Annotated in this window: 20 protein-coding genes; 14 read left to right on the top strand and 6 right to left on the bottom strand. The window is 66.2% G+C overall.

Annotated features, from left to right (window positions below; translation table 11 throughout):
• The first annotated feature begins 288 nt into the window (after window positions 1-288).
• The 10 genes from dnaN (at window position 289) to ACFOPO_RS11135 (ending at window position 11,029) form a co-directional block, all read left to right on the top strand.
• Window positions 289-1,389, top strand: coding sequence for a DNA polymerase III subunit beta (gene dnaN / locus ACFOPO_RS11180; RefSeq protein WP_386703267.1), 1,101 nt, complete (start codon window positions 289-291; stop codon window positions 1,387-1,389).
• 230 nt (window positions 1,390-1,619) lie between these two features.
• Complete coding sequence (gene recF, locus ACFOPO_RS11175; RefSeq protein WP_386703266.1) at window positions 1,620-2,735, top strand: DNA replication/repair protein RecF; 1,116 nt, start codon at window positions 1,620-1,622, stop codon at window positions 2,733-2,735.
• A gap of 445 nt (window positions 2,736-3,180) precedes the next feature.
• Entirely contained in the window at window positions 3,181-5,646 is a 2,466-nt protein-coding gene (gene gyrB / locus ACFOPO_RS11170) for a DNA topoisomerase (ATP-hydrolyzing) subunit B (protein ID WP_386703265.1), read from the top strand.
• A 105-nt stretch (window positions 5,647-5,751) separates the two neighbouring features.
• Window positions 5,752-6,555, top strand: coding sequence for a M48 family metallopeptidase (locus tag ACFOPO_RS11165; protein ID WP_386703264.1), 804 nt, complete (start codon window positions 5,752-5,754; stop codon window positions 6,553-6,555).
• A gap of 132 nt (window positions 6,556-6,687) precedes the next feature.
• Window positions 6,688-7,908: a tetratricopeptide repeat protein gene (locus ACFOPO_RS11160; RefSeq protein ID WP_386703263.1), complete on the top strand. Its 1,221-nt coding sequence runs from the start codon at window positions 6,688-6,690 to the stop codon at window positions 7,906-7,908.
• A gap of 172 nt (window positions 7,909-8,080) precedes the next feature.
• Complete coding sequence (locus tag ACFOPO_RS11155; RefSeq protein WP_386703262.1) at window positions 8,081-8,755, top strand: energy transducer TonB; 675 nt, start codon at window positions 8,081-8,083, stop codon at window positions 8,753-8,755.
• Window positions 8,756-8,828: 73 nt separating this feature from the next.
• Complete coding sequence (locus tag ACFOPO_RS11150; RefSeq protein WP_158732005.1) at window positions 8,829-9,581, top strand: MotA/TolQ/ExbB proton channel family protein; 753 nt, start codon at window positions 8,829-8,831, stop codon at window positions 9,579-9,581.
• A 42-nt stretch (window positions 9,582-9,623) separates the two neighbouring features.
• The gene (locus ACFOPO_RS11145) at window positions 9,624-10,046 is read left to right on the top strand and encodes an ExbD/TolR family protein (RefSeq protein ID WP_386703261.1); all 423 of its coding nucleotides are present in this window, start codon (window positions 9,624-9,626) and stop codon (window positions 10,044-10,046) included.
• A 15-nt stretch (window positions 10,047-10,061) separates the two neighbouring features.
• A complete protein-coding gene (locus ACFOPO_RS11140; RefSeq protein WP_386703260.1) occupies window positions 10,062-10,478 on the top strand; it encodes an ExbD/TolR family protein in 417 nt (138 codons plus the stop codon).
• A 134-nt stretch (window positions 10,479-10,612) separates the two neighbouring features.
• Window positions 10,613-11,029, top strand: coding sequence for an ExbD/TolR family protein (locus ACFOPO_RS11135; RefSeq protein ID WP_386703259.1), 417 nt, complete (start codon window positions 10,613-10,615; stop codon window positions 11,027-11,029).
• Window positions 11,030-11,112: 83 nt separating this feature from the next.
• Here the strand turns inward: ACFOPO_RS11135 and ACFOPO_RS11130 are convergent, their stop codons facing one another.
• The 4 genes from ACFOPO_RS11130 to cls all read right to left on the bottom strand — a co-directional run bounded on the left by ACFOPO_RS11130 (window position 11,113) and on the right by cls (window position 14,359).
• Entirely contained in the window at window positions 11,113-11,874 is a 762-nt protein-coding gene (locus tag ACFOPO_RS11130; RefSeq protein ID WP_386703258.1) for a pyridoxine 5'-phosphate synthase, read from the bottom strand.
• Between the two features lie 40 nt (window positions 11,875-11,914).
• Window positions 11,915-12,400, bottom strand: a complete 486-nt coding sequence (locus ACFOPO_RS11125; RefSeq protein ID WP_386703257.1) for a hypothetical protein — start codon at window positions 12,398-12,400, stop codon at window positions 11,915-11,917.
• A 123-nt stretch (window positions 12,401-12,523) separates the two neighbouring features.
• Entirely contained in the window at window positions 12,524-12,790 is a 267-nt protein-coding gene (locus tag ACFOPO_RS11120) for a hypothetical protein (RefSeq protein WP_386703255.1), read from the bottom strand.
• A 132-nt stretch (window positions 12,791-12,922) separates the two neighbouring features.
• Entirely contained in the window at window positions 12,923-14,359 is a 1,437-nt protein-coding gene (gene cls / locus ACFOPO_RS11115; protein WP_386703254.1) for a cardiolipin synthase, read from the bottom strand.
• Between the two features lie 226 nt (window positions 14,360-14,585).
• Between cls and ACFOPO_RS11110 the strand changes: the two genes are divergently transcribed.
• Entirely contained in the window at window positions 14,586-15,632 is a 1,047-nt protein-coding gene (locus ACFOPO_RS11110; protein ID WP_386703253.1) for an autotransporter outer membrane beta-barrel domain-containing protein, read from the top strand.
• Between the two features lie 45 nt (window positions 15,633-15,677).
• Window positions 15,678-16,766 (top strand): PA0069 family radical SAM protein, encoded by a 1,089-nt coding sequence (locus ACFOPO_RS11105; protein ID WP_386703252.1) that lies wholly within the window; start codon window positions 15,678-15,680, stop codon window positions 16,764-16,766.
• 11 nt (window positions 16,767-16,777) lie between these two features.
• Here the strand turns inward: ACFOPO_RS11105 and ACFOPO_RS11100 are convergent, their stop codons facing one another.
• Both ACFOPO_RS11100 and ACFOPO_RS11095 read right to left on the bottom strand, forming a co-directional pair.
• Complete coding sequence (locus ACFOPO_RS11100) at window positions 16,778-17,893, bottom strand: chitinase (RefSeq protein WP_386703251.1); 1,116 nt, start codon at window positions 17,891-17,893, stop codon at window positions 16,778-16,780.
• Window positions 17,894-18,061: 168 nt separating this feature from the next.
• Window positions 18,062-19,882, bottom strand: a complete 1,821-nt coding sequence (locus tag ACFOPO_RS11095; RefSeq protein ID WP_386703250.1) for an SLC13 family permease — start codon at window positions 19,880-19,882, stop codon at window positions 18,062-18,064.
• A gap of 117 nt (window positions 19,883-19,999) precedes the next feature.
• On the opposite strand from ACFOPO_RS11095, the gene ACFOPO_RS11090 reads away from it, so the two are divergent.
• Window positions 20,000-21,133, top strand: coding sequence for a PAS domain S-box protein (locus ACFOPO_RS11090; protein WP_386703249.1), 1,134 nt, complete (start codon window positions 20,000-20,002; stop codon window positions 21,131-21,133).
• Window positions 21,133-21,567: a response regulator gene (locus tag ACFOPO_RS11085; RefSeq protein WP_386703248.1), complete on the top strand. Its 435-nt coding sequence runs from the start codon at window positions 21,133-21,135 to the stop codon at window positions 21,565-21,567. Before ACFOPO_RS11090 ends, ACFOPO_RS11085 begins: the two co-directional genes overlap by 1 nt.
• Window positions 21,568-21,571 lie beyond the last annotated feature (4 nt).

Here is a 21,571-nt window from a genome sequence, read left to right as displayed (position 1 = left end):
GCAGCGCAAAGCTGCGCCGGGCGAGACATACTTATCCTCAAGGCCTGCGGGTAAGCCGTGTATGTTGCGGGCACAAGTTGTGGACAATTCACACCCGTCACCGGTGCGTTAGAGTTGTCCACAGTTTGTCCGGGACTTAGCGGGGTAGTTCTACCGAAGTTTCGCAGGCAATAAAATCCTTATAAATCAAAAGTTTGGTGCAGTTTTCCCGGGTTTTCGGCTGCTCCACCACCACCATGCTTTTGATTTATTCCACATCTTTAGTAATGGCACGGGGACGGGGTCCGCATGCGTTTCAGCCTTCAACGCGAAGTCTTTCTCAAGCCGCTCGCTCAGGTCGTCAACGTCGTCGAGCGCCGCCAGACCCTTCCGGTCCTGGCCAACCTTCTGGTCCAGGTGAAGGACGGACAGCTGTCGCTGACCGGTACCGACCTGGAAGTGGAGATGGTGTCGCGCGTCATGGTCGATGACGCCCAGGACGGCGAAACCACGATCCCGGCGCGAAAGCTTTTCGAAATCGTTCGCGCCCTGCCCGACGGCAGCAAGGTCACCATTTCGCAGTCGGCGGAGAAGATCACGGTGCAAGCCGGCCGATCGCGCTTCACCCTGGCGAGCCTGCCGGCGAACGACTTCCCGTCGATCGACGAAGTCGAAGCCACCGAGCGCGTACGCGTGCCGGAAGCAAGCCTGAAGGAACTGATCGAACGCACTGCCTTCGCCATGGCGCAGCAGGACGTCCGCTACTACCTCAACGGCCTGCTGTTCGACTTGCGCGAATCGAGCCTTCGCTGCGTGGCTACCGATGGCCACCGCCTGGCACTGTGCGAATCGCCGCTCGAGAACGGCGCCCAGACCAAGCGCCAGATCATCGTGCCGCGCAAGGGCGTGCAGGAACTGCAACGCCTGCTCGAAGGCGGCGACCGCGAACTCGAGCTGGAGATGGGCCGCGGCCATCTGCGCGTGAAGCGCGACGACGTGACCTTTACCAGCAAGCTGATCGACGGCCGCTTCCCGGACTACGAAGCGGTGATTCCGATCGGTGCCGACCGCGAGATCCGCATCGACCGCGAAGTGCTGCGTGCCTCGCTGCAGCGCGCCGCGATCCTGTCGAACGAGAAGTACCGTGGCGTGCGCCTGGAAGTGTCCCCGGGCCAGCTGAAGATCAGCGCGCACAACCCGGAGCAGGAAGAAGCGCAGGAAGAAGTCGAAGCCGACACCAAGGTCGACGACCTGGCCGTGGGCTTCAACGTCAACTACCTGCTCGACGCCCTGAGCGCGCTAAAGGACGAGCACGTGGTGATCGCCCTGCGCGACGCCAACTCCTCCGCGCTGGTGCGTGAAGCAGCCAACGACCGCTGCCGCCACGTCGTGATGCCGCTGCGCCTCTGATTCCAGCAGGACGCAACACCAGAAAGCCCGGCCAAGTGCCGGGCTTTTTGTTTCAGGCCTGTCATTCCCGAAGTTCCTCGCCCGTCGCCCGTCATTCCCGCGAAGGCGGGAATCCAAGGACGTGGTTCTTTGCCGGCTGGCAACACTTCCCCGATCCGTGTTCCACGTGGAACACCTCACAGCCAGTACCGTCCTTACCCCCACCAGGTCGGACCGGTAAACTGCCCTCAATGCATGTCACCCGCCTTGAACTGCGCCATTTGCGCCGGTTCGTCGAGCTCCGCCTCGATCCCTCCCCAGGCCTCAACCTGATCACCGGCGACAACGGCGCCGGCAAGACCAGCGTGCTCGAAGCCCTGCACCTGATGGCCTACGGCCGCAGCTTCCGCGGACGGGTACGCGACGGGCTGATCCGGGACGGTGATCCGGCACTCGAGGTCTTCGTAGAGTGGCAGGAGCGGCTTGGGACGGGTTCCGACGCCCCGGCAGGTACCCAAGCGCCCGAGCGCACCCGCAAGGCCGGCATGCGACACAGCGGCCAGGACTGGACCGGCCGCCTCGACGGCGCCAACGTCTCCCAGCTCGGAGACCTGTGCGCTGCCCTCGCCGTCGTCAGCTTCGAACCCGGCAGCCACGCCCTCATCACCGGAGGCGGCGAATCCCGTCGCCGCTACCTCGATTGGGGCTTGTTCCACGTGGAACAGGATTTCCTCCCCCTCTGGCGCCGCTACGCCCGGGCGCTGAAGCAGCGAAACGCCCTGCTCAAGGCCCGCGCCCGGGACGGACAGCTCGACGCCTGGGACCACGAGCTGGCCGAGGCCGGAGAACCGCTGAGCCGGCGCCGCGAGCAGTACCTCGAACAGCTCCAACCCCGGTTTGCCGCCCTGCTCTCGGAACTGGCCCCTGCCCTGGGGACCAGTCGCCTCGATTACGTGCCGGGTTGGCGTCGGGACGAACTCCCACTGGCAGACGCACTGCTACTGGCCCGAGAACGCGACCTCGCCGCCGGCTACAGCTCCGTAGGGCCGCACAGGGCGGACTGGCGCATCGTCTTCGGCTCGATTCCCGGCCGTGAGGCGCTTTCCCGCGGACAGGCCAAGCTGACGGCCCTGTCGGCGTTGCTGGCGCAGGCGGAGCACCACGCTGCGGCACGCGGAGAGTGGCCCGTGGTGGCGTTGGACGATCTGGCGTCTGAGCTGGACCGGCAGCACCAGGGGCGAGTGCTGGCCCGGCTGCAGGCTAGCGGGGCGCAGGTTTTCATTACCGGCACCGAGGCGCCCACTGGGTTGGATGCAACGGCCCAGGTTCGACGGTTCCACGTGGAACATGGGGTGATTAGCGGTTGATCGTCCTGAGCAACGTCCTTGGATCCCCGCCTTCGCGGGGATGACGGTGACTGAGGCGGGCGGAGAGGGTGCGGGCCTGGGTCCCGGCGTTCGCCGGGATGACGTGCGTCTCCAGGCCCCTGACGAAGACCGCGCAACGAATTGCCGAAGCGTTGGTCGGCAGAGCGGGGATTGCGGAGCAGCGGGACATGGATGTCCCGCGTCCCGCGTAAAGACAGGATGTCGTCCGCGGGACGGAGCAATCCCCGCTCTGCCGACCAACGCCCTCCCGCAGACCGTCCCCAGATGCCCAACAGCGGCCGACGAACGCAGCCCGCCAATACCCGCGCTCAAGCTCCCAGTCAACCTTCAAAGGGCCCGGCTGGTATACTCTCGCGTTGAATAGCTAATGTGTCTTGACGCCCCCGGCCCCGCCGGACAACGCGTCGACGGAGCCTGTTGCCGCATGACCCATATCGAGCACGACCCCTCGCAAGACCCGACCGTCACCGCCGTACCTTCCCAGACCTACGACTCCAGCAAGATCACCGTCCTGCGTGGTCTCGAGGCTGTGCGCAAGCGTCCGGGCATGTACATCGGCGACGTGCACGACGGCACGGGCCTGCACCACATGGTGTTCGAAGTGGTCGACAACTCGATCGACGAGGCCCTCGCCGGCCACGCGAACGAAGTCACCGTGATGCTGCACAACGACGGCTCCTGCTCCGTGTCCGACAACGGCCGCGGCATCCCCGTCGACATCCACAAGGAAGAAGGCGTCTCCGCGGCCGAGGTGATCCTCACCGTGCTGCATGCCGGCGGCAAGTTCGACGACAACAGCTACAAGGTTTCCGGCGGCCTGCACGGCGTCGGCGTGTCGGTGGTCAACGCCCTGTCCGAGCACCTGTGGCTCGACATCTGGCGCGACGGCCACCACTACCAGCAGGAATACCAGCTGGGCGAACCGAGCTACCCGCTCAAGCAACTCGAAGCGTCGCAGAAGCGCGGCACCACCCTGCGCTTCCTGCCGGCACGCGAGATCTTCACCGACATCGAATTCCACTACGACATCCTGGCGCGCCGCCTGCGTGAACTGTCGTTCCTCAACTCGGGCGTCAAGATCACGCTCATCGACGAGCGCGGCGAAGGCAAGCGCGACGTCTTCGAATACGCCGGCGGCATCGCCTCCTTCGTCGAGCACCTGGCGCAGCTGAAGACCCCGCTGCACCCGAACGTGATCTCGGTGTCGGGCGAAATGAACGGCATCACGGTGGACGTCGCCCTGCAGTGGACCGACTCCTACCAGGAAACGATGTTCTGCTTCACCAACAACATCCCGCAGAAGGATGGCGGTACCCACCTGATCGGCTTCCGTGCCGCGCTCACGCGCACGCTGTCGAACTACATCGAACACAGCGGCATCGCCAAGCAGGCCAAGATCGCCCTGACCGGCGACGACATGCGCGAAGGCATGATCGCCGTGCTGTCGGTGAAGGTCCCCGACCCCAGCTTCTCCTCGCAGACCAAGGAGAAACTGGTCAGTTCCGAGGTGAGGCCGGTAGTTGAGAGCACGTTCGGTGCACGTTTGGAGGAGTTCCTGCAGGAACACCCCCACGAGGCCCGTGCCATCACCGGCAAGATCGTCGACGCCGCCCGTGCCCGCGAAGCCGCGCGCAAGGCCCGCGACCTGACCCGCCGCAAGGGCGCGCTGGATATCGCCGGCCTGCCCGGCAAGCTCGCCGACTGCCAGGAGAAGGATCCGGCGCTCAGCGAACTGTTCATCGTCGAGGGTGACTCGGCAGGTGGCTCGGCCAAGCAGGGCCGCAACCGCAAGACCCAGGCGATCCTCCCGCTCAAGGGCAAGATCCTCAACGTCGAGCGCGCGCGCTTCGACCGCATGCTCGGTTCGGCCGAAGTCGGCACGCTGATCACGGCGCTGGGCACCGGCATCGGCAAGGACGAGTACAACCCGGACAAGCTGCGCTACCACCGCATCATCCTGATGACCGACGCCGACGTCGACGGCAGCCACATCCGCACGCTGCTGCTGACGTTCTTCTACCGGCAGATGCCGGAGCTGATCGAGCGCGGCCACATCTACATCGGCCTGCCGCCGCTGTACAAGATCAAGCAGGGCAAGAACGAGCTCTACCTCAAGGACGATGCCGCGCTCGACGCGTACCTGGCCAACAACGCGGTCGAAGGCGCATCGCTGCGCCCGGCCGTGGGCGAACCGCCGATCGAAGGCCCGGCGCTCGAGAAGCTGCTGCTGGCGTACGCCGGCGCGCGCGAAGCCATCCAGCGCAACGCACACCGCTACGACCCGAGCGTGGTCGAAGCGCTGATCGATTCGATCCCGCTCGACACCGCGCACATCGGCGACCACGACGCGCTGCGCGCCGAGTTCGACCGCGTCGAATCGCGCCTCAACCTCGGTGGCCTCGGCAAGCCGCGCTACACGCTCGAGCTGCACGAAGGCGGCGGCGAGCGCCAGGCGGCACTGCTGGTCAAGCGCCTGCACATGGGCGAGGAAATGACCCAGGTGTTGCCGCTGGCCGCATTCGAAGGCGGCGAACTTCGCGCCGTGCGCGAAGCGGCGACGCAGCTGCACGGTTTGATCCGCGACGGTGCGCAGATCGTGCGCGGCAGTCGCGCGCAGGCGATCACCACCTTCGCCCAGGTCCAGGCCTGGTTGCTCGAGGAGGCCAAGAAGGGTCGCCAGATCCAGCGCTTCAAGGGCCTGGGTGAAATGAATCCCGAGCAGCTGTGGGAAACCACGGTCAACCCGGAGACCCGCCGCCTGCTGCAGGTGCGCATCGAGGATGCGGTCGCGGCCGACCAGATCTTCAGCACGCTGATGGGCGACGTGGTCGAACCGCGACGGATCTTCATCGAGGACAACGCGCTGAAGGTCGCCAACCTCGACGTGTGATCGTGACGTGAGGGGGCTTCGGCCCCCAAGCCGATGCCGCATTGACGAAGTGTTAATCCGGCGACCGTTACAACGCGTCATCAACCTGAAGACGGACCTCCGACGATGAAGCACCTCCTGCTCGCCGTGGCGATTGCCACCGTTGTCACCGCCTGCGCCACATCCACCTCCCCCACCGGCAGGAAGCAGTACGTCGGCGCGGTGTCGCAGCAGCAACTTGATCAGATGGGTGCGCAGGCTTTCGCCGAGGCCAAGGCCAAGCAGAAGGTCAGCAACGATGCACGCATGAATGCCTACGTGCGCTGCGTCGTCAACGACATCACCCGCGAGCTGCCGCAGGGCTGGCAGACCAACTGGGAAGTGGCGGTGTTCGAAGACAGTTCGGCCAACGCCTTTGCCTTGCCCGGTGGCAAGGTTGGCGTGAACACCGGCATCTTCACCGTCGCCAAGAACCAGGACCAGCTTGCCGCCGTGATCGGCCACGAAATCGGCCACGTCGTGTCGCGCCACCACGACGAACGCATCACCAAGCAGCAGGGAACCTCCACGTTGCTCGGCATCGGCAGCGCGATCCTCGGCTCGGCCTATGGCTCCGGCGCGGCCAACGCCGCCGGCCAGATCGGCGGCGCCGCGGCGCAGACGTTCTACCTGCTGCCGAACTCGCGCACGCAGGAATCCGAGGCGGACGTGGTCGGCCAGGAGCTGGCCGCCAAGGCCGGTTTCGACCCGCGCCAGGCCGTCAACCTCTGGGAGAACATGGCCGCCGCCGGCGGCGAGCGCGCACCGACCTGGCTGTCGACCCATCCGGATCCGGCCTCGCGCATCGGCGAACTCGGCGCCCGTGCCGGCAAGCTCATGCCCGTGTACGAACAAGCCCGGGCCTCGGGCCATACGCCCAAGTGCGGATGACCGTGTGCAGGGAACGTGAAAAAGGACCGAAAACCCCGTATCGCTCGCTAGCTCGTTTCTGATAGCGTGACGCCCCCTTGGCCTTGCCACCGAACCGCCCGATTACGTGCGGCCGCAGATTTGAGGTGATCGATGAAGAGCTTCTCCCGCCGTAACCAACGCATCCTGGCCGCCGCCATCAGCGCGGTCCTGGCGTTCGGTGCGGTCAGCCAGGTCTATGCCCAGTCGGCGCAGGAGCGCGCCGATGCTCGCCGCGCCGAAAAGGAATCGAGCAAGAAGGGCAGCGCCGGCAAGGTCACCAACGAATACCCGCAGGCCACGCGCCAGTCGCCCGATGCCAAGGCATCCAAGAAGGGCACGCCGCAGCTGCAGAAGATGATGAAGCTGTACGACGACGAGAAGGGCCCGGAAGCGCGCGCCATCGCCGACCAGATCATCGCCATGCCGGAAGCCAATGCCTACGACAAGGCGTTCGCTTCGCAGATTGCTGCCCAGGTCGCCTATGACAGCGACGACACCCCGGGCGCGATGAAGTACCTCAAGCAGGCGATCGACGCCAATGGCCTGGACAACAACGGCCACTTCGGCGCGATGTTGATGCTCAGCCAGCTGCAGCTGCAGGAAGACCAGTACGCCGAGTCGCTCAAGACCATCGACCAGTTCCTGGCCGAGACCAAGAGCCAGAAGCCCGAGCACCTGATCATCAAGGGCAACGACCTGTACCGCCTGGAGCGCTACAGCGACGCGGCACCGGTCATCAAGCAGGCCATCGAGCTGAGCCCCGAGCCCAAGCCGGATTGGCAGCAGCTGCTGATGGCGACCTACGCCGAATCCGGCCAGGCCGGCGAAGCGGCCAAGATCGCCGAAGGCCTCGCCGCCAAGAGCCCGGGCGACAAGCGCGCCCAGCTGAACCTCGCGGCCGTCTACCAGCAGAACGACATGCTGGACAAGTCCGCCGCCGTCCTCGAGAAGCTCCGCGCCAGCGGCCAGCTGACCGAGGACAAGGAATACCGCCAGCTCTACGCCACCTACCTGAACATGGATGGCAAGGAGAAGGAGGCGATCGGCGTGATCAACGATGGCCTGCAGAAGGGCGTGATCAAGCCCGACTACCAGACCTACCTGGCGCTCGCACAGGCGTATTATTTCTCCGACCAGGCGGCCCCGGCGATCGACGCGTACAAGAAGGCCGCCCCCCTGGCGCCGGACGGTGAGGCGTACCTGAACCTCGCCCGTGTCCTGTGGCAGGAAGACCGTATTCCCGAGGCAAAGGATGCCGCCAAGCAGGCGCTTTCGAAGGGCGTTAAGAAGCCCGACGACGCCAAGAAGATCATCGCGTTGCCTGGCAAGTAACGAGTTGACGCCGGACTCGATTCGGCAACGCGAAATCATCCAATTGCACTTGGTCCAAAGAGCGCAATTTGGTATATGCTAGGAGGTTCCCGCGGCTCGAAGTAGCTGCGGGAATCGTAACTGACGGCCCGAGGCGCCCTGGCGTCCGGAAATACCTCCCGAGCTACGGCGCATGACGCAAGACCTCGAAATCCACGAAAGAAAAGATGACGACCGCGAAGGTCTGAACTGGGCGCGTATCGCCGGTGTGACCATGGCGATCGCATTCCATGTCGCGGCCCTGCTGCTTTTGCTCGCTCCTATGGCCCCTCCGGCCCAGCAGCAGCAAGAGGAAGACGTCACGTTCGTCAACCTGATCAAGCCGCCGCCGCCGCCCCCGCCGCCGCCGCCGCCGCCGCCTGAGCCCCCGAAGGAGCTCAAGCCGCCGCCGAAGCTGACGCCGCCGCAGCCGACGCCGTTGCCGCCTCCGCCGGATGAACCGCCGGTGCTGGTCGACGACCCGAGCCCGGTTGACGTGGCCGCGCCGCCGCCGAGTCCGCCGTCGCCTCCCGCGCCGGCCACGACCATCGGCTCCAGCGTCGACCCGTCCTCCAAGCGGCTCAACCCGCCCAAGTACCCGCCGACCGAAGCCCGCCAGGGCGTTGGTGGCACGGTAACGTTGATCATCACCATTGACGGCCAGGGCAATGTCCTGGACGTCGCGGTCGAGAAGTCGAGCCGTAACCGCAACCTCGACCGCGCTGCAATGGACGCCGCCCGGAAGTGGAAGTTCAACCCCGAGATGCAGAACGGCGTTGGTGTGACCAGCCGCGTCCGTGTCCCGGTCGATTTCGTCCCGCCGACCTGATCGGGGTCACGGGACAAGTTGTAGGCAATCCGTAATACCTCTTTCCTTTCCACGACATTCAAAGGTAAGCGTCATGCTGCAGGAAACCACCACCGCTGCGACCGCCGGAGGCTCCAACGCCGAGGCACTCCAGCAGATGAGCTTCGCGCATCTGTTGCAGAACTTCGACCTGGTCGGCTGGGTCGTATTCCTCACCCTCGCCATCATGTCGATCCTCTCGATCTACTGGATCGTGGTGAACTTCGTGAAGAACCTGCGCCTGCGCGCCAGTTCTGATCGCGTGGTCAGCACGTTCTGGGAGACCCCGAACGCACAGGACGCCATCCGCTTCATGGAAGAGCAGGGTCGTTTCGAGCCGTTCTCGAAGATCGCCCTCGATGCTGCCCAGGCAGCCGCCCACCACCAGCGCCACGAAGGTTCGCGCCTGGTCGAGTCGCTCAACCGCTCCGAGTTCGTTGACCGCGCCCTGCGTCAGGGTGTGACCCGCGAATCCTCGAAGCTGGAAGCCGGCCTGACCGTGCTCGCCACCGTCGGTTCGACCGCTCCGTTCGTTGGTCTGCTCGGTACGGTCTGGGGCATCTACCACGCCCTGATCCGCATCAGCGCCACCGGCCAGGCTTCGATCGACGCCGTTGCCGGCCCGGTCGGTGAAGCACTGATCATGACCGCCATCGGCCTGTTCGTCGCAATCCCGGCGGTGCTGGCATACAACTTCTTCACCCGTCTGAACCGCGTTACGAACAACAAGTTCGACACGTTCGCTCACGACCTGCATGACTTCTTCGCTACCGGCTCGCGCGTCGGCGAAGTTGTCAGCAAGCGCTAAGCAATAACCGACGCCCTCTCGCAGTAGGTTTGGAGTTCGTACATGGCCTTCAGTACAGGCAACGATAGCGGCGGCCCTATGGCCGAGATCAATGTCACGCCGCTCGTCGACGTGATGCTGGTGCTACTGATCATCTTCATGATCACCGCACCGCTGATGTCGCATAAGGTCCAGGTCGATCTTCCAGAAGCGAATCTGGACAATCGTGACACCACGGCTCCGCCGACTCCGCCGATCAACATCGCGGTGGAAGACAACGGAAACCTGTACTGGAACGATGAGCCGGTGACGAAGGACCTGCTCGAGAGCCGTCTGTCGATCGAAGCGCAGAAGACCCCGCAGCCGCAGATCAACGTCCGCGGCGACAAGACGACCAAGTACCGCATCGTTTCCGAAGTGGTGCAGATTGCGCAGGCCCAGGGCATGCGCAAGGTCGGCTTCATGGCGCTTAAAGAACCTCGCTAATCCGGAGATCCAGGTATGGCATTTGCATCGAAATCCGGTGGCGGTCCGATGGCGGACATGAACGTCACGCCCCTGGTGGACGTGATGTTGGTGTTGCTGATCATCTTCATGGTGACGGCGCCTCCGCTGACGTACTCGATCGACGTTAATCTTCCGCAGAAGTCGCTTAACCCACCGCCGCAGACAAGAGAGCCGCCGCCGCCGATCAGGCTGCGCATCGATGCCTCGGGTCAGGTGTATTGGAATGACGCGCCGCAGCCGCTCACCGCGATCCAGAGCATGATGGAAGTCGAAGTCCAGCGTGACCCGACCAACCAGCCCATGCTCGAGATCGACACCAGCCCGGACGCCGATTACGGCATCCTGGCCAAGGTGCTGGCGCACGCGAAGAACGCTGAAATGGATAAGATCGGCTTCGTCCAGAACGACTGACCGATCGGTGTCGCTTACCGTCGTGAAGACGCCGCCTCCGGGCGGCGTTTTTTTTTGCGCGCCGCGGCCCTCTTGCCGGACCTGCCTGAACGGGCGTAGCGTGGAGTCGGGCATGGGGCCCATGGAGGTTGCATATGGCCGTCTCCGCGTTCTATCTCTCCGAATCTTCACGCCAGGGCGAGCATCGCGCCGTCGCCCAGATCAACATCACCCCGCTGGTCGATGTACTGCTGGTTTTGCTGGTGATCTTCATGGTGGCGGCCCCGGCCCTGACCGGCAGCCTCGACATGCGCCTGCCGCAGCAAACGACAGAGAACCTGGGCAAACCACCGCCGCGGGTGGAGCTGCGTGTGGGCAGCGACGGCGGGTATCGGCTTGATGGCACGGTGCTGACGCGGGAGCAGCTGACGCCGGCGTTGCAGGAACTGGCACGGCGCAGTCCGCATGCCGTGTTGCAGGTCGCGTCCGATGCGGAGGCGGATTACCAGGGGTTCGCGTGGGCGCTGGCCGAGGCGCAGCGCAGCGGGCTTCGCGATATCGCCTGGGAGTGACGGGCCCCCGGGTGCGCTTCGCTTACCCGGGCTACACCGCGTAGCCCGGGTAAGGCCAAGGCCGCACCCGGGATACCGCACCCTCACTTCGCGAGAATGCGCAAATACGCCGCAATCGTTTTGTCGATCCCCTGGTAGATCGCCTCGCCAATCAACGCGTGGCCGATCGACACTTCCAGGATCCCCGGCACGTGCTCGAGGAAATAGCCGAGATTGGCCTGGCTGAGATCGTGGCCGGCATTCACCCCTAGCCCCGCATCCATCGCGCGCCGCGCGGCTTCCGCGAACTGCGCCGCCATCGCATCGACCGTACCGTCCGCAAAAGCTTCCGCGTACGGCCCGGTGTACAACTCCACCCGATCGGCACCGATGACCGCGGCATGGCCAATGCCTTCCCTGCCCGACGCCGTATGCGCATCGGCGAACAGGCTCACGCGGCAGCCCATCGCCTTGAGTGCATCGACATACGGCCGCAGCGACTGCGCATCGCGGACGAAATCGAAACCATGGTCCGACGTCAGCTGCGCATCGCCATCGGGCACCAGCGTCGCCTGTGCCGGACGCACCGCCTCGCACAACGCAAGGAAGCCCGGGTAACCGTCACGCGCGGGCGCGAACGGATTGCCTTCGAGGTTGAACTCGACGCCGCGGCGCCGGGTCAGCTCGGACAGCGCGTGCACGTCATCGGCGCGAATGTGCCGCGCGTCCGGGCGCGGATGCACGGTGATGCCGTGCGCGCCGGCATCCAGGCATGCGCTGGCGGCCGCGACCACACTCGGCTCGTCACCGCCGCGCGAGTTGCGCAGCACCGCGATCTTGTTGACGTTGACGCTCAGTACAGTCACGACGCCATGCCTCGACGCGGCGCCGGAAGGGAATCTCGGATCACTTGCACGCTTCGCTGTTGTGTTGGTAGATCACCGGTTCCCAGTATCCCCGGCCGATGATGTCGCTGCGCTTGGCTTCGATCAGGTGCGCGGCGAGAAGGTAGGTGGTGTCGGGCTGCACGTCCAGTTCGAGGGTCTTGTAGCGATCGGAATTCTGCACGCGCTGGCGCAACTCGATGCTGTTGAACTGATTGTCGTCGATGAGCTCGGCGACCTCGAGCGTGTGCTTGCCGGCGCTGACGCGGAAGCTGCGCGAGGACGACGGCCCGGGCAACTCGCCGTCGACATTGATCAGGCGCGCGCGATAGAGGTCCTTGCTGCGCGGCGCGACGTCGAACACGCTGATGCGTCCGCAACCGGCCACTGCCGGCGCCGCACTCGTCGCTGCCGGCGCGCTCGCCGGGTCCACCTGGGGCATCGGCTGCGCAGCAACCGCGAACGCCGTGCCGAGCAACGGCAGGCAACACAAAGCAGGCAGGTTCATGACGGTCTCCTTCGAGCGGACTCGTGCCGCGCGCACGCGCCAGCGTGGCCCGCGGCGGCGCCATGCTATCAGGCGTCATGCAGCGGCCCGCGTGAACGGCAGGCCGCGGCGAAAGGAGTGGCTTCAGGCGGCCGGCGGTGCGCCAGGCGGGTTGCCGGCCGCCGTGCGACGGGCCTCGGCCTGTTCGCGCAGGCGGCGCAGTTCCATCGGGTCCAGCATCATCGACGAGTCCCGGCTCTGGCTGTCCACGCGCTCGGCGAGCAGCTTCATCACCCAGGCCAGGGCCAATGCCAGGGCGACCAGCAGGCTGATGACCAGCAGCGCCACGGACGTCGTCTTGAACGCGACCGCCAGGGCGGCCAGGGCGAGCAGCAATAAGAGCCAGTGCATGGGGCGATGCTCCAAATGGATTGCGACAGCGCCGGCAGTTTAGCTCGCGTCATCGCGCGCGGATCGCCCGATTGCCGGCTGGCCGCGACCGCCGGTCAGCCGTCGTGCGCCGCGCCTGCGGCAAAGGCGCGACTACAGCAGGGGCGACACCAGTCGCGCCAGCGCCTCGGGCACACGCGTGCCCCACAACGGCCGGGCGCGATCGTCGCGGACCCGCGGCGCCAGGCTGCATTCGCCCTGGATCAGCTGGGCCAGCTCGCTGCCCACGCCGTGGTCGCGAAACATCACCGACACCTCGAAGTTGAGCCGGAAGCTGCGGTGGTCGAAGTTGGCACTGCCGATGATCGCGAGATCGTCGTCACACAACAGCGCCTTGCTGTGCAACATGCGCGGCCCGTATTCATGGATCTTCACGCCGGCAAGGAGCAGCTCGTCGAAGTAGGAGCGCGCCGCCAGCGTCACCAGCTTGCTGTCGGAGATCTTCGGCACCAGCAGGCGCACGTCGAGGCCGCCCAGGGCGGCTGACGTCAGTGCCATGCGTGCCGCCTCGCCGGGGACGAAATACGGCGTCACCAGCCAGACGCGCCGTTGCGCCGAATGGATCGCCGCGACATGCAGGCGATGGATCGCCTCCCAGTCCGAATCCGGCCCTGAAATCAGCACCTGCGTCGAGATCGGGCCCGGTCGCGGTGGCGGATTGTGCAGCCGCAACGGTGCCTGGCCGGTGGCATAGGCCCAGTCTTCGACGAACACGAGTTGCAACTCGCGCACCACGTCGCCTTCGAGGCGAAGGTGCAGGTCGCGATACGCATCCTTGCGCAGGCGATCGTCCTCGTCGTCGGTGATGTTGATGCCGCCGGTGAAGCCGACCAGCCCGTCGATCACGACGATCTTGCGGTGCGTGCGCATGTTCAGCCACGGCCGCTTCCAGAACCAGTACGCCTTCATCGGATGGAACCACGCGACTTCGGCACCGGCATCGACCAGCGGCTGCAGGAAGCGGCGCTTGGTCCTGCCCGAACCGACCGCATCGAGCAGCAATCGCACGTGCACGCCGGCCTTGGCGCGCTCCACCAGCGCGTCGCGCAGCGCGGTACCGGTGCGGTCGGGCAGGAAGATGTAGTACTCGAGGTGGATGTGCTCGTGCGCCTGCGCGATCGCGGACAGCAGCGCGGTGTACTTGGCGCTGCCGTCGATCAGCAGTTCGGCGCGTGTCGCGGTGATCGGTGGCAGGCCGGTGGTGGCCTGTGCGAGCCGGGCCAGCTCTACCGCGTCGGCTGACGGGTGCATGCCTTCCGGCGGCGGTGGCAGCGATGCGCGCGTGCGTCCGCGACGCAGCCGCTGGCGATGGATCCGCTGCGGACCGAAGAAGTAATAGATCAGGAAACCGACGTAGGGCAACGCGGCCAGGCTGATCAGCCAGCTGAGCGTCGCAACCGGCTCGCGCTTCTGCAGCACGATCCACAAGCCCAGCCACACCAGGTAGCCGAGCCAGCCCAGCACCAGGTACAGCCGCAGGTGTTCGATGTCCAACAGCGACGACCAGGCCACCTGCAGGGCTTCGAGCATGGGACGCCTCCGTTGGGGCCGGTCAGGAACCTGTCCAGCGTCGGCAGGCCTGCCCAAGGCTAAAGCGCGCGCGCGAACTGCGCAAAGGGGCGCGCAGCAGCGATGCGAGAGAAGAAGCGTCGTTGAGGCGAATCGTATGGATCAGGCCAGCACCGCTATCTAGCCTTTCGGGCCAATGGCAGGCCCATGGCGGGCGCGCAGAAAAACGACAAGGAACGTAATCGACATGAACACCAGAACCCTCATCGCCGGCATCCATCTCCTGCTGGGCCTCGGCCTTGCCACGCACGCGCAGGCGCAGCAGTCACCGCAGGCGCCGTCGTACCTGGTCCACAACAACAGCCTGTTCGGCTACGGCCAGCAGGCGATCAGCTCGCTGCACCAGCGCCTGGGCGAGACCGGCGTGGGTCATCGCCCGGCCGAAGGCAACGGCGAATTCTTCGTCCGCGGCTTCGGCGGCCAGAGCCATTACCACAGCGAGCTGCCTCCGTCGCAGCAAGGCTATGACTACGAACAGGACATCTACGGCCTGCAGCTGGGCGGCGACTGGCTCAAGCTCCAGGGCGAATCGGGCAGCCTGCGCCTGGGCGCGGCGCTCAGCGGCGGCCAGTCGTACATCGAGCCGGAACTCGTCAACGGTGGACGCCGTCTGCCGATCGACGTCGGCCACGAAACCGTCGACACCAGTAGCGTGGTGCTGACCTCGACCTGGCGCCACGATTCGGGCTGGTACATCGATGGCCTGGCCGGCGCCAGCGAGTACCGCGGCGACGTGCGCGCGGCCACCGGCGGCCGTGCCGTGCGGCTGGAATCCAACGACGTCTTCGCGTCGGTCGAGGCCGGTTACCAGTGGGTGCTCGGCGAAGGCCTGATCGTGGAACCGCAGGCGCAGGTGTCGTGGCAGAAGCTCGACACCGACCGCATCGCCGACCGCGACGGTGTCGTCGTCGACCTCGGCACGCCGGAACTGCTGGTCTGGCGCGTGGGCGCGCGTGCGCTGTTCTCGCCGACGGTGGGCAGCAATGGCTCCAGCCTGACCCAGTACGTGAAGTTCAACTACATCGACAGCGAAGGCCCGGACCAGCGGGCGTACCTGTCCGGCCAGCGCACCGCCACCGGCGCGTACGGCAACCTCGGCGAGTTCGGCTACGGCCTGACCGCGACGCTGCGCAATCGCCTCTCGCTGTACGGCGACTTCACCCTGCAGCAGGACATCGGCGACGCCAGCCGCGAAGGCTGGGCCGCCAGCGCCGGCGCGAAGTGGGTCTTCTGAGGTCAGTCTCACCGGCTGCGACGCCGCCGGAGTAGGCTCGGCGGCATGGACGACGCCCGCAAAGCCCAGCAGCCGATCAAGGGCCGCGGCGCGGCTTCGCAGGTCGATGGCCGCTACGCGGTCACGGTCGCGCGCGGCGAGGATGACGGCTGGGGATCGGTCTACGAGGACCTGGCCGAACCCTCGCGCCCGCAGACCCAGGTCACCGAAGAACGCGCGCGCAGCATCATCAGCCGCAACGACTCGCCGGACATTGCGTTCGGCCAGTCGGTCAATCCGTATCGCGGCTGCGAGCACGGCTGCGTGTACTGCTTCGCCCGGCCGTCGCACGCCTACCTCGATCTGTCGCCGGGCCTGGATTTCGAAACCCGCCTGTTCGCCAAGACCAATGCCGCCGAACGCCTGCTGGCGGAACTCGCGCGCCCGGGCTACCGCTGCGAACCGATCGCGCTGGGCATCAACACCGACTCCTACCAGCCGATCGAACGCCGATACGGCGTCACGCGCTCGCTGATCGAAGTGCTGTCGGCCTGCTCGCACCCGTTCAGCCTGATCACCAAGAACGCCGCGGTCACGCGTGACCTCGACCTGATCGCGCCGATGGCCAGGCGCGGACTTGCCACCGTGTACTTCTCGGTGACCACGCTCGACAACCACCTCTCGGCACGCATGGAGCCGCGCGCGTCGGCGCCGCATTCGCGACTGAAGGCGATGCGCACGCTGGTCGATGCCGGCGTGCCGGTCGGCGTGATGGTGGCCCCGGTCATCCCGATGATCAACGACCACGAGATCGAGCACATCCTCGAAGCCGCGCGTGAGCACGGCGCCGGATCGGCCGGCCACGTGCTGCTGCGCCTGCCGCACGAACTCAAACAGGTGTGGCGCGAATGGCTGCAGCTGCACTACCCGGAGCGTGCCGCGCACGTGATGAGCCTGGTCCAGCAGATGCGCGGCGGCAAGGATTACGACAGCGCATTCGGCACCCGCATGCACGGTCAGGGGCCGTTCGCGCAGCTCATCGAGCAGCGCTTTCGAAAGGCACACAAGCGCCTGGGCTTCGGGCGGCTGCCGCCGCTGGACACTTCGGCGTTCGTACCGCCGCGTAAGCCGTCGCCGCAGGGCGAATTGTTCTAGCAGGCGGCGCGTCAGCGATCGTCGACCACCTCGACGTGGCTGAAGTTCGCGACGACGCACAGTGCGTAGTCCCCTTCCCGCAGCGCAGAGAACGGCGTCTGATAACTGACGCGCTTGCAGGCGTAGCTCTTGCCGTCCGGGAAGCGCTTGCTCCAGCTGTAGTCCTGCTCCCAGTACACGGCCAGCGCGCCGGCACCGCCTTCTTCGAACGCCTTCATGCCTTTGCAGCCCAGCACTTCGTTGCCGGCGATGGGCACGTTGAACCAGGCGGCGAACTCGCGGAAGTAGGCGATGCGGTTGGCCGACTGCGCATGCTCCGTGGGGCGGCCGCACTCGATGCCGCCGTTGATGATCTGCGTGGTCACGCCGAAGCCGGGGACCAGGCCGTTGCCGATGTCTTTGGCATTGGGCTGCCAGGTGCCGTCGATGACGTGCAGCATCGACGGCTTCGGCGGCTGCGGATACGAGAAGAAGAACGTTGCGCTGGCCAGGTTCAACCAGGTGTCGGCGACCAGCGCCGGATTGTCGAGCAGCGTGCGCACCGTGCCGAACATCGCTTCGGAGAACGGCCCGTAGTTGTAGTTGTACGAGAGCTGCTTGGCACCACGGCCGAAGTAGCTGCGGAACTCGCCGGTCTCGAACTTGCCGCAGGGCCAGGCGCGGCCCTGCCAGGTGGCCGGACTGCATTCGGCGTTGTAGCCGCCGCGCGAGGTCTCGCTCCAGCCAACCTCGCGCACGTGCACCAGGGCCTGGCGCCACTGCGGGATCGCGTGCGAGGCATTGTGGCCGCCGGTCTCCTGGGCGAAGTGGGCGAACATCGTCGCCAGTGTCCGCCGGCAGATCGCATCCGCGTCGGCCTGGTCGTACGCGGCGCAGATGGCCGGGAACTTGGCGATCGCCTGCAGCAATCCGCGATAGGTGTACTGCGGTGCACGCAACGGGAACAGATGCTCGAACTGCAGCGGACCGAGCAATGCTTCCACCCGACGGACGTTGTCGGGGTTGTCCGCACGGCCGGGCACTACGGCTTCGACCTGTGCGTTGTCCAGCGTGCGCACGGACTGCCTGACCTTGCGCATCAGTGGATCGGCAGTCAGTCGTTCCTCGTCCGCGCGCAGCTGGCTCAAGGGGATCCTTACGGGTGCTGCTGCCGCGCTTCCCGCGACGATTGCTGCAGCCATCAAGGTGATGCGAATTACACGCTTGCCAGAACGTTCCATGTGCGGGCTCCCTGGTTGGTCAAGGAGCAAACGCCGGCCAGCAGTGGCCACCCATCAGAACAATTCGCAGGGTCGTCATCCGCCCGGCAGCAACGGCCCGCCGAGCCAGAGCCATCGCGACATCCAGGCACAGACCAGCGCGATCAGTGCGGTCAACGGCAGGCCCAGGCGCAGGAAGTCGGAGAAGCGGTACTGGCCCGGACCGAGGATCAGCAGGTTGCCGTGATGGCCGATCGGGGTGAGGAACGCGACCACCGCGCCGAGCGCCGTGCAGACCACGAACGGCGTCGGCGCCAGCCCCAGCGATTGCGCCAGCTCCACTGCGACCGGCCCGAGCAGCACCGTCGTCGCCGCGTCGGACAGGATCTGCGTGAGCAGCGCGGCGACGGTGAACATCACCAGCAGCACCGCCAGCGCGGGCCAGCCGGCGACCACGTGCAACAACCCCGAGGCGAGCAGCTGCGCGGTGCCGGTCTGCTCCATGGCGATGCCGAGCGGAATGACGCCGGCGATCATCACGAAGATGCGCACGTCGATCTCGCGGTACGCCTGCTCGACATCGACACAACGCGTGGCGACCATCGCCACCGCGCCGAGCAGGAACGCCAGCGATGCCGGCAGCCACTCGGTCGCGGCCGCGAGAACGGTCAATGCGAGGATGGCCAATGCAACCGGCGCACGCACGCGCCGCCGCGCCTCGCCCGCGAACGGAACCAGCATCAGGAAGCCATGGTGCGCCGCCAGTTCGGCGAACTGCGAAGGGCGACCCCACAGCACCAGCAGGTCGCCTTCGCGCAGGCGCGCTTCCGCCAGGCGCGGCGGCACGTCGCCATCGCGTCGCCACAGGCCGGCGATCACGGCATGGAAACGGCGTGCAAAGTCGAGTTCGCGGATGCTGTGGCCAATGAACTCCGAAGCCGGTGCGACCACCGCCTGCACCAGCTGCGCCTCGCCGTCACCGCTGGCCTGGCCGCGGTAGCGCGCGATCGGTTGCAGGTCCAGGCCCGGATCGTCATGCAGCGACGCCAGTGCATCGGCCGATGCCTCGAGCAGCAGGATGTCGCCGACGAGCACGCTCGACTGCAGGGACAGATCGTCACGCAGTTGGCCATCGCGCAGCCAGCCGAGCAGGCGCACGCCTTCACCCTGGGCTTTCTGCAGGTCCGCCATCGGCCGTGTGTTCCAGCGCGATCCCTCGACCACGACCAGCTCGGTCCGGTAACGGTCCAGGCGCAGGTAGCCATCGCCGCCGAGTGCGCCCAGGCGGCGCGGCAGCAGCCAGCGGGCGAGCAGCATGTAGACCACGCCGATCGCGACCAGCGCCAGGCCAATGGGCGTGATCGAGAAAATCCCCAGGCCTTCGGCGCCCGTGCGCTCGATGAGGTTGTCGGCCAGCAGGAACGCCGGTGCACTGACCAGGGTGAGCGTGGTGCCCAGCGATGCGGCGAACGACATCGGCATCAACAGGCGCGATGCCGACATGCCGCGCTGGCGCGCGAACCGCGTCAGGATCGGCAGCATCATCGCGGTCACCATCACGTGATGGGTGAATGACGACAGTGCCGCCACGGCCGGCATCACCACTGCGATTGCACGGCTTTCGCTGTGGCCGGCGGCGCGGCCGATGGCCTGACCGATGCGCTCTGTGATGCCCGTCGCCGCCAGCCCGCCCGAGATGACGAACACTGCCGCAACGATGATCGCCGGTTCGCTGGCGAAGCCCGACAGCGCCTGTCGCGCGTCCAGGACCCCGGCCAGCACCAGTGCCAGCAGGGTCAGCATCGCAGTGACGTCCACGCGTAACCGTTCGCTGATGAACAGATACAGGGAGCCGGCCAGGATCAACAGGAACAGCCCTTGCTGGGCCAGTGGGTGGTGGGCTTGCAGCATGTCCATGGCTGCCATTGTGCTGGATCGGCCGGTATCGCCAGATTTCCCGACCCGTGCACCACCCCGTCACAATCGGGTTGGATACACTCCGCCATTGCGGCAGGTTCAGAGTTACCCATCCCGATGAGCAACATCACCGGCCAAGAAACCGGAGTCGACCGCTTCCGGCTGGCGATGGCCGCGTCCGGGGTCGGCATGGCGATCGTCGATCTGAATGGACACTGGGTCGAGGTCAATCCGGCATTCGAGCGCATGTTCGGCTACAGCGCGGCCGAAGTGCTCGGCCGTCCGACGGTCGCCTTCACCCATCCCGACGACATCTCGCTCACGCAGTCGTACCTGCGTGGCCTGATCGACGGCAGCATTCCCACGCTCGACGCACAGAAGCGCTACCTGCATCGCAGCGGCGAGACCCTGTGGGCCCACATCAACATCGCCGTGATGCGCGACGACTTCGGTGCACCGCTCTACCTGCTGGTGCAGCTGCGCGACATCAGCGCGCAGCGCGCCGCCGAGCTGGCGCTGGAATCGCGCGCCGAAGCGGAACACGCCGCGCGCGATGTCTCCAACCGGCAGCTGCAGCTGTTTGCCGATTCGGTGTCGCACGACCTGCGCGCGCCGCTACGGTCGATCGAGAGTTTCTCGGCGCTGTTGGCCGACCGCGCCCACGACCGCCTCGACGCCACCGATCGCGATTACCTGTCGCGCATCCGCGCCGCCGCGGCGCGCATGAGCAGCCTGCTCAGCGCACTCAATGACCTGTCCTACGTCACCCGCGCCGAACTCAAGGCAAGTACGGTCGACCTGAGCCTGCTGGCCGACTGGGTCGGTGCCGAGCTGCAGGACGCCGAACCGGAGCGTCGCGCCGAGATCCGCGTGCAGCCGGACCTGCAGGTCGAGGGCGACGAACGCCTGCTCAAGCTGCTGCTGGTGCAGCTGATGGGCAACGCCTGGAAGTTCTCGCGCGACCGCCAGCCCATCCGCATCGACGTCAGCGGCCATCGCGAAGGCGACACGCTGCAGGTGCAGATCCGTGACCAGGGCATCGGATTCGACATGCGCTATGCTCACAAGCTGTTCGAGCCTTTCCAGCGGCTGCACGGACCGGACCAGGGGGGTGGTCACGGTCTGGGGCTGGCGATCGCCCGACGCATCGCAGAGCGACATCGCGGTTGCGTGCGGGCCGAATCACAGCCTGAAGCCGGTGCCATCTTTACCCTCGAGTTGCCGGTCACAGCGACAGAGGACGCTATTTGATGCACAAGGAAATCCTGCTCGTCGAGGACAATCCCGACGATGTCGAACTGACCCGCCTCGCCTTCGACGAGGCGAAGATCGCAAACCGCCTGGTGGTGGTCGGTGATGGCGCCGAGGCGCTCGACTACCTGTTCGCCCGTGGCAAATACAGCGATCGCGACCCCGAGGACCTGCCCTCGATCATGCTGCTGGACCTCAACCTGCCCAAGGTCGACGGTCGCGAAGTGCTGCAGGCCGTACGCGCCAACGAAGCCACGCGCACGCTGCCGGTGGTGGTGCTGACCACCAGTGCCGAGCCGTTCGATGTCGAGGCCAGCTACGCGCTGGGCGTCAACAGCTACATCCAGAAACCGGTCGACTTCGAGCAGTTCGTCTGGGCGGTCAAGCAGGTCGGCCTGTACTGGCTCGTGCTGAACCATCCGCGCACGGTGTAACGGC

It is taken from the genome of Lysobacter sp. GCM10012299, assembly GCF_042649405.1.
Classification (GTDB): Bacteria; Pseudomonadota; Gammaproteobacteria; order Xanthomonadales; family Xanthomonadaceae; genus Lysobacter_J.
Note: the sequence above shows the minus strand (reverse complement) of the source record. Positions and strands in the feature narration are given on the sequence as shown.

Coding starts and splice junctions, on each gene's coding strand:
- ACFOPO_RS11125 (WP_386703257.1), bottom strand. CDS start 12,400: ATGAACCTGCCTGCTTTGTGTTGCCTGCCGTTGCTCGGCACGGCGTTC.
- ACFOPO_RS11140 (WP_386703260.1), top strand. CDS start 10,062: ATGGCATTTGCATCGAAATCCGGTGGCGGTCCGATGGCGGACATGAAC.
- ACFOPO_RS11105 (WP_386703252.1), top strand. CDS start 15,678: ATGGACGACGCCCGCAAAGCCCAGCAGCCGATCAAGGGCCGCGGCGCG.
- ACFOPO_RS11095 (WP_386703250.1), bottom strand. CDS start 19,882: ATGGACATGCTGCAAGCCCACCACCCACTGGCCCAGCAAGGGCTGTTC.
- recF (WP_386703266.1), top strand. CDS start 1,620: ATGCATGTCACCCGCCTTGAACTGCGCCATTTGCGCCGGTTCGTCGAG.
- dnaN (WP_386703267.1), top strand. CDS start 289: ATGCGTTTCAGCCTTCAACGCGAAGTCTTTCTCAAGCCGCTCGCTCAG.
- ACFOPO_RS11090 (WP_386703249.1), top strand. CDS start 20,000: ATGAGCAACATCACCGGCCAAGAAACCGGAGTCGACCGCTTCCGGCTG.
- ACFOPO_RS11150 (WP_158732005.1), top strand. CDS start 8,829: ATGCTGCAGGAAACCACCACCGCTGCGACCGCCGGAGGCTCCAACGCC.
- ACFOPO_RS11085 (WP_386703248.1), top strand. CDS start 21,133: ATGCACAAGGAAATCCTGCTCGTCGAGGACAATCCCGACGATGTCGAA.
- ACFOPO_RS11135 (WP_386703259.1), top strand. CDS start 10,613: ATGGCCGTCTCCGCGTTCTATCTCTCCGAATCTTCACGCCAGGGCGAG.
- ACFOPO_RS11120 (WP_386703255.1), bottom strand. CDS start 12,790: ATGCACTGGCTCTTATTGCTGCTCGCCCTGGCCGCCCTGGCGGTCGCG.
- ACFOPO_RS11165 (WP_386703264.1), top strand. CDS start 5,752: ATGAAGCACCTCCTGCTCGCCGTGGCGATTGCCACCGTTGTCACCGCC.
- gyrB (WP_386703265.1), top strand. CDS start 3,181: ATGACCCATATCGAGCACGACCCCTCGCAAGACCCGACCGTCACCGCC.
- ACFOPO_RS11145 (WP_386703261.1), top strand. CDS start 9,624: ATGGCCTTCAGTACAGGCAACGATAGCGGCGGCCCTATGGCCGAGATC.
- ACFOPO_RS11155 (WP_386703262.1), top strand. CDS start 8,081: ATGACGCAAGACCTCGAAATCCACGAAAGAAAAGATGACGACCGCGAA.
- ACFOPO_RS11110 (WP_386703253.1), top strand. CDS start 14,586: ATGAACACCAGAACCCTCATCGCCGGCATCCATCTCCTGCTGGGCCTC.
- cls (WP_386703254.1), bottom strand. CDS start 14,359: ATGCTCGAAGCCCTGCAGGTGGCCTGGTCGTCGCTGTTGGACATCGAA.
- ACFOPO_RS11160 (WP_386703263.1), top strand. CDS start 6,688: ATGAAGAGCTTCTCCCGCCGTAACCAACGCATCCTGGCCGCCGCCATC.